The sequence below is a fragment of the Methylobacterium sp. E-041 genome (genome assembly GCF_022829665.1).
Classification (GTDB): Bacteria; Pseudomonadota; Alphaproteobacteria; order Rhizobiales; family Beijerinckiaceae; genus Methylobacterium.
Genome location: NZ_JAKSYQ010000119.1, coordinates 1 through 1012, shown reverse-complemented (window position 1 = coordinate 1012; position 1012 = coordinate 1). Strand labels below are relative to the sequence as shown.

2 protein-coding genes are annotated in these 1012 nt (G+C 60.1%); both read right to left on the bottom strand.

Features of this window, described 5'->3' with window-relative positions; genetic code table 11:
• Positions 1 to 121 precede the first annotated feature (121 nt).
• The gene (locus tag MKK70_RS10805; RefSeq protein ID WP_243947571.1) at positions 122 to 562 is read right to left on the bottom strand and encodes a YdaU family protein; all 441 of its coding nucleotides are present in this window, start codon (positions 560 to 562) and stop codon (positions 122 to 124) included.
• Positions 559 to 849 (bottom strand): DnaB helicase C-terminal domain-containing protein, encoded by a 291-nt coding sequence (locus MKK70_RS10800; RefSeq protein WP_243947569.1) that lies wholly within the window; start codon positions 847 to 849, stop codon positions 559 to 561. The genes MKK70_RS10805 and MKK70_RS10800 overlap by 4 nt, the downstream gene beginning before the upstream one ends.
• Positions 850 to 1012 lie beyond the last annotated feature (163 nt).

The following is a 1012-nucleotide window of genomic DNA, read 5'->3' as shown; positions in this document are numbered from 1 at the left end:
CCGGATCTTCACCTCCTACGACGACATCCTCGATCGGTGTTGTGAGGCCTGGAAACGCTTCGTCGCCCAACCCTGGCTCATCATGTCCATCGGACTGCGCCAGTGGGCCTATCGGTTATGATCAATGCCGGTTGGTATAAGTAGGTGTAGGTGTAGGTGCTTTCGGGTCGGTTCCGTTTTGCTTTCCCGTTTTAGAACCTTTTGCTTTCCCCATATCGTTATCTGGCAATGACTTAGGTCGGCCGCCAAGCTTGCCGGCCGCACGCCGCTTCTTCACCTTCTCTGTCACGAACGCGTGCTCTTTTGAGAGACGGCGTTGTGACCAGAAGCCTCCTGAGAGGGTCCAGAACGCCATGACCGTCGGCTTGATCTTGAGCCATTTCGGGGTGCTAATTCCGAGCGTGCGGGCCAGGAACACGTCGTCGTTCGCCAACCGGCAGCCCTTCGACCGCCATGCGAACATCAGCAAGCGGAGGTAGGCACCGTGCTCCTCCATCGTGAGGTGCGCCGTGTCGGCGATGTAGGCGTCGGTGAACAGCGGCAGGCTGGGAAAGCTACTCATCGGGCAGCCTCCGCCAAAACGTTGCAGGCGATGTCGCAGAAGCACACAACCCGGATCGTCGGGCCGGAGCGCTGCTTCAAGATCTCGATTTCAAGCTCGTTCTGGCAAGCCGAGAGGCGGATGTCCTCCTCATCGGTCCGACCGACCTTGTGCTCCAGATAGTAGGCCTCCCGGAACAGCCCGAGCACCACGTCGGCATCCTGCTCGATCGAGCCGCTGTCCCGCAGGTCGGAGAGCAATGGGCGCTTGTCGGGGCGTTTTTCTACTTCGCGGTTGAGCTGGCACAACCCGATGACGGGGATGCCTAGCTGTCGAAGCTATGAAGGTTGTTCACCCGGGGCGGGGGTGAGAGGCTGGGGTTGCGAAGCCAACCAACCCTGACCGAGCGCCCCGGATGAACACCCATCAGCATGCCCGCATGACGGTCCATGGTCGAGCTCTTCTGGTGAA